A 4,864-nucleotide genomic window follows, 5' to 3' on the forward strand; every position below is an offset into this window, starting at 1 on the left:
CGCTTGTTCCGCCTGATCAAGGACCGAGCGGTGATCAACCGGATGGGATTCAACAACGACGGCGCGGCGGCGGTCGCCCCGCGGGTGGCCGCCACCTTGCAATCGCTGGAGGAGCAGGCTCTCAAGACCGGACTCGAGCGGCCCATCGTTGGTGTGAACATCGGTAAGACCAAGATGGTGGACCTCGAGCGCGCGGTGGGGGACTACGTCACGAGCACTCGAGCCCTTGCCCCCTACGCGGATTACCTGGTGGTCAACGTGTCCTCGCCCAACACCCCGGGGCTGCGGCAGCTGCAGGAGCTCGATTCGCTGCGTCCCCTGCTCGGGGCTGTGCGTGAAGAAGCCGATGCCGTCACGGGGCGTCACGTGCCTCTACTGGTCAAGATCGCGCCGGACCTGGCCGACGAAGACGTGCGGGCGGTCACTCAACTGGCCTTGGACGTGGGACTAGAAGGAATTGTCGCCACCAATACGACCATTGCTCGCGAGGGCCTGGGCCTGCGCAGCACGGAGGACGAGGTCACCGCGTGTGGTGCGGGCGGGCTGTCCGGGCTACCCGTGCGGCGTCGTTCGTTGGAAGTTCTCAAAATGCTGCGCCAGCACGCGGGTGAGCGTCTGACGCTGATTTCCGTGGGCGGGGTGACCACCCCCGAGGACGTGATCGAGCGTCTCGATGCCGGCGCGGATCTCGTGCAGGGGTACACCGCGTTCCTGTACGAAGGCCCGTTCTGGGCGGCGAGAATCAACCGAGGGCTCAAGAAGGCGGCCCGCCGCGTTCGTGGCTGACGATCGAGCGGTCGGTCCCGAGTGCGGATCGAGGCGCGATGCACAAGGGGACCCGCACCGATCCGGTGCGGGTCCCCTTGCTGTGGCAGATGAAAAGGCCGGAGCCTACGCGGGGCGTTCCCCGCGGCGAACCTGCGGCTTGGGCAGTCGAAGTCGTCGAATGGTGAACGTGCGCATCGCGGCGTACCAGCGTGTGCCTCGCTGAATGTCCCCGAACTTGCGGCGCATCACGGACATCATGCGCGCGGTGGTGATGAAGGCGTCAATCACGCACAAGGCAATGTAGCCGTACATGATCCAGATGAACGTCAATCCAATGGCCTGGTTGGGCAGGAACAGGATGAACAGCATGAGGATCAGGAAGATCAAGACGAATTCGCCGATGTTGAATCGGGAGTCGATCCAGTCGCGGGCAAAGCGGCGCTGAGGACCGCGGTCGCGGGGGCCGAGGTAGCGTTCGTCACCGGCGGCCATCCCCGCCTGGGCCACGGCGCGGCGTTCACGCTCCACCTGGCGGGATTCCGCCTTGGCGATCTTGCGGTCGGCGGGGACCAGGGGTCGCCTGCGGGCGGCCTCCTGTTCCCTACGGCTGGGAGTGGGGCGGCCCTTGCCGCCGGCGACGGGCGCGGTCTCAACCGGCTCGCTCGAGGCGCCTACGGCCGTGGACCCCGTGGATTCATCTGCTTTCTTGCGTCCAAACACCGATCCAGGATAGCGGAGTCCTCGGCAGAACCTGCATCGTGGCTTATTCCGGCGGGTGAGGGTGACCCGGCGATAGTGTGGGGGTCATGAGTACCGAGTTCACCCCACTGGAACAGGACACCATCGAGGCGTTGCGGGCGACCGTGACCGGATCGCGAGAACAACTTCTGGGGGAGCTCTCCGAGCTCGTGGCCATCCCCGGTATTGCCTGGGAATCCTTCGACCCCCAGGACCTGGAGCGCAGCGCCCAGGCCGTGAGGGACCTGCTCGCCGAGCTGCCCTTCGACAGCGTGGACATCCTGCGGGTCGACCAGGATGATCGGCCCGGGCACCCAGCGGTCGTCGCTCGAAAGGCTCCGGCCGCGGGCTTTCCCACCATCCTCCTGTACGCCCATCACGATGTTCAGCCCCCGGGGAAACGGGAGCTGTGGAACACGGAACCTTTCGAGGCCGTCGAGAAGGACGGGCGGCTGTGGGGTCGTGGTGCCGCTGATGACAAGGCGGGCGTCATGGCACACATTGGTGCGCTTCGGGCCTTCTTCGAGCACTGGGGTGAGGAACCATCCCTGGGTGTGGCGGTGTTCATCGAGGGCGAGGAAGAGGCCGGTTCGCCCGGCTTCGAGGCGTTTCTCGCCCGGTATCGTGAGCGGCTCGCCGCGGATGTGATCGTGATTGCCGACTCGGCCAACTGGGAAGTGGGAGTCCCCGCCTTGACCACGAGCCTGCGCGGTGTGGTGGGTGGCATCGTGGAGTTGTCCGTGCTGGACCACTCGGTGCACTCCGGGATCTACGGCGGCCCGGTTCTGGACGCCCCCACGCTGCTGGCCCGCTTGATCACGACATTCCACGATGACCGCGGCGCCGTTGCGGTGGCGGGTCTGCTTTCCGAGGACGACGTGGACGTCGACTATGTGGAGGACCGGTTCCGCGCGGACGCCGGCGTGCTCGACGGCGTGCAGCTGGCGGGAACGGGTTCGATTGCCTCACGCCTGTGGACCAAACCCGCGCTGTCCGTCACGGGTATCGACGTGACGGACGTGGCTACGGCATCCAACACGATCGCATCGACCGTCCGGGCCAAGCTGAGCCTGCGTATTGCACCGGGGCAGAACCCCAAGGACGCGGGGGAGGCCCTGCGCAAGCACATCGAGGAGAACGCACCGTTCGGCGCGCACGTGGACTTCTCCGTGGAGGAGGCCGGCCCGTCATTCCGCGCGGACACGCAGGCCCTCGGTTCCCAGATCGCCCTGTGGGCCTTCGAGCAGGCGTGGGGGCGCCCCGCCGTGAAATCCGGTATGGGCGGGTCGATCCCGTTTACGGCGACCCTCACGGAGGCGTACCCTGATGCCCAGATCCTGATCACGGGTATCGAGGATCCGGACACGCGGGCTCACAGTGCCAACGAGTCACTGCACATCGGAGACTTCCTCCACGCGGTGACGGCAGAGGCACTCGTCCTTGCGGCGCTGGCCGAACAAGGCCGCCGCAACGCGGAATGATTCCCGCTCCCGCGGCGTTTGAAGTTTAATGAAAGGTTCGTTTCCGCGGACCGCCCCGGTTGGACAGAAAGCGAGCACCATGAGCGTCACCACCGACAACGAGACCACCCAGGACCTGCCGACCCACGAGGTCTTGCTGACCGACGTCGCCGCCCAGAAGGTCCGCGATCTCCTGGACCAGGAAGGCCGCACCGACCTGCGCTTGCGCGTGGCAGTTCAGCCCGGGGGTTGCTCCGGATTGATCTACCAGCTCTACTTCGACGAGCGAGTCCTAGACGGTGACCACACCCGCGACTTCGACGGTGTCGAGGTCATCGTGGACAAGATGAGCGTTCCCTACCTCAGCGGCTCCACGGTTGATTTCGAGGACAGCATTTCCAAGCAGGGCTTCTCCATTGACAACCCCAATGCGCAGGGTTCCTGCGCGTGCGGAGATTCCTTCCACTAGAAGCTCACAAACCCGGCAGAACGGGGTGAACCCAGCGCACCAATGCGCGGGGTTCACCCCGTTCTTCATGTGTCCAGCGGCATCGCGCACACGCTGTCTCAGTCCGCCCAGAATGGCGACACGGCACGGTGACACAGTGTCAGCAGAAGCGCCAGCCGGGAGGTAAGCTCTCTAGGGAGATCAATTAACGGGCAACGTGTGCCCTGTGCCCAGCACAGGCGGATACGGAGCTGACACAAAGAAGAGGAAGGGCCGTCTGTGAGTTCGCAAACTCGATCCGGCAGCCGCCGAAGCCGGATGCTCAAGGCCTCGGCAGTGGCAGTCCTGGCTGCGACCACGCTCACTGCTTGCTCAGAACAAGCCAAGGTGGGCTTCCTGCCTACCCAGCGTGGCACCACTGACAACGCGGACCACATCATGGATCTGTGGATTGGTTCGTGGGTCGCAGCTCTGTCAGTGGGTCTGGTGACCTGGGGCCTCATGCTGTGGTGCATGATCGCTTACCGCCGTCGCAAGAACGAGACCGGCTACCCCCGCCAGTTGGCCTACCACGCACCGCTTGAGGTCTTCTACACGATTGTCCCGATCGCCCTGATCGTATCCCTGTTCTTCTTCTCGGAGCGGGCGCAGACGGCCATCACGGCACGGCACGACAACCCGGACGTCACCGTCCAGGTGTACGGCAAACAGTGGGCCTGGGACTTCAACTACCTCGACGACGACGTCTACTTCCAGGGTGTTCAGGCACACCTGACCGGTGAGGAAGGTGTGGAGGAAACTCTGCCCACCCTGTACCTCCCGGTGGACAGCCAGGTCGAGCTCGAAATCAAGTCTCGTGACGTCATCCACTCCTTCTGGGTCCCGGCCTTCCTCGAGAAGATCGACATGTTCCCGGAGCGCACCAACTACATGAGCTTCACCACCGGCCGCGAGGGTGTCTTCGCCGGCAAGTGTGCCGAGCTCTGCGGTGAGTACCACTCCGAAATGCTCTTCAACGTTGCCGTTGTGAGCCAGGAAGAGTACGACGCTCAGATGCAGCAGTTGCGCAGCGAGGGCAACGTTGGCTCCGTCGGTGAAGAGTACAACCGCAACCCGAACCAGAACGAAACGTCCAACAACTAGGGGATAGGCAATGTCTACGCTCGAATACTCGCGGGACGAAGCGACCACGGTCGCTCCCCGTGTTGTGCCTAGGTCCAAGGGCAAGGTGATTGTCAATTGGCTCACCTCCACGGACCACAAAACCATCGGGTACATGTACCTGATCTCGTCCTTCGTCTTCTTCTGTGCCGGTGGCGTCATGGCGCTGCTGATCCGCGCGGAGCTCTTTGACCCGGGCATGCAGATCCTGGAGACCAAGGAACAGTACAACCAGCTGTTCACCATGCACGGCACCATCATGTTGCTGATGTTCGGTACTCCGCTGTTC

6 protein-coding genes are annotated in these 4,864 nt (G+C 64.1%); 5 read left to right on the forward strand and 1 reads right to left on the reverse strand.

The genetic code is table 11. The features are described from left to right. The coding region (locus Q4E95_RS09540; protein ID WP_303383085.1) for a quinone-dependent dihydroorotate dehydrogenase at positions 1-786 on the forward strand (786 nt) is incomplete at its 5' end. 105 nt (positions 787-891) lie between these two features. On the opposite strand, the gene Q4E95_RS09545 is transcribed toward Q4E95_RS09540, so the two are convergent. Beyond that, positions 892-1,488: a DUF3043 domain-containing protein gene (locus Q4E95_RS09545; protein WP_303383086.1), complete on the reverse strand. Its 597-nt coding sequence runs from the start codon at positions 1,486-1,488 to the stop codon at positions 892-894. 86 nt (positions 1,489-1,574) lie between these two features. Between Q4E95_RS09545 and Q4E95_RS09550 the strand changes: the two genes are divergently transcribed. The 4 genes from Q4E95_RS09550 to Q4E95_RS09565 all read left to right on the forward strand — a co-directional run. Continuing rightward, on the forward strand, positions 1,575-2,987 hold the full coding sequence (locus tag Q4E95_RS09550) for a M20/M25/M40 family metallo-hydrolase (RefSeq protein WP_303383087.1): 1,413 nt from the start codon (positions 1,575-1,577) through the stop codon (positions 2,985-2,987). A gap of 79 nt (positions 2,988-3,066) precedes the next feature. Next, positions 3,067-3,435 (forward strand): iron-sulfur cluster assembly accessory protein, encoded by a 369-nt coding sequence (locus tag Q4E95_RS09555; RefSeq protein ID WP_303383088.1) that lies wholly within the window; start codon positions 3,067-3,069, stop codon positions 3,433-3,435. Between the two features lie 258 nt (positions 3,436-3,693). Then, a complete protein-coding gene (gene coxB, locus Q4E95_RS09560; RefSeq protein WP_303383089.1) occupies positions 3,694-4,557 on the forward strand; it encodes a cytochrome c oxidase subunit II in 864 nt (287 codons plus the stop codon). A gap of 10 nt (positions 4,558-4,567) precedes the next feature. Continuing rightward, a partial coding sequence (locus tag Q4E95_RS09565) for a cbb3-type cytochrome c oxidase subunit I (protein ID WP_303383090.1) occupies positions 4,568-4,864 on the forward strand: 297 nt, incomplete at its 3' end.

Origin of the sequence: Kocuria sp. (assembly GCF_030536815.1) — a bacterium.
GTDB classification, from domain to species: Bacteria; Actinomycetota; Actinomycetes; order Actinomycetales; family Micrococcaceae; genus Kocuria; species Kocuria gwangalliensis.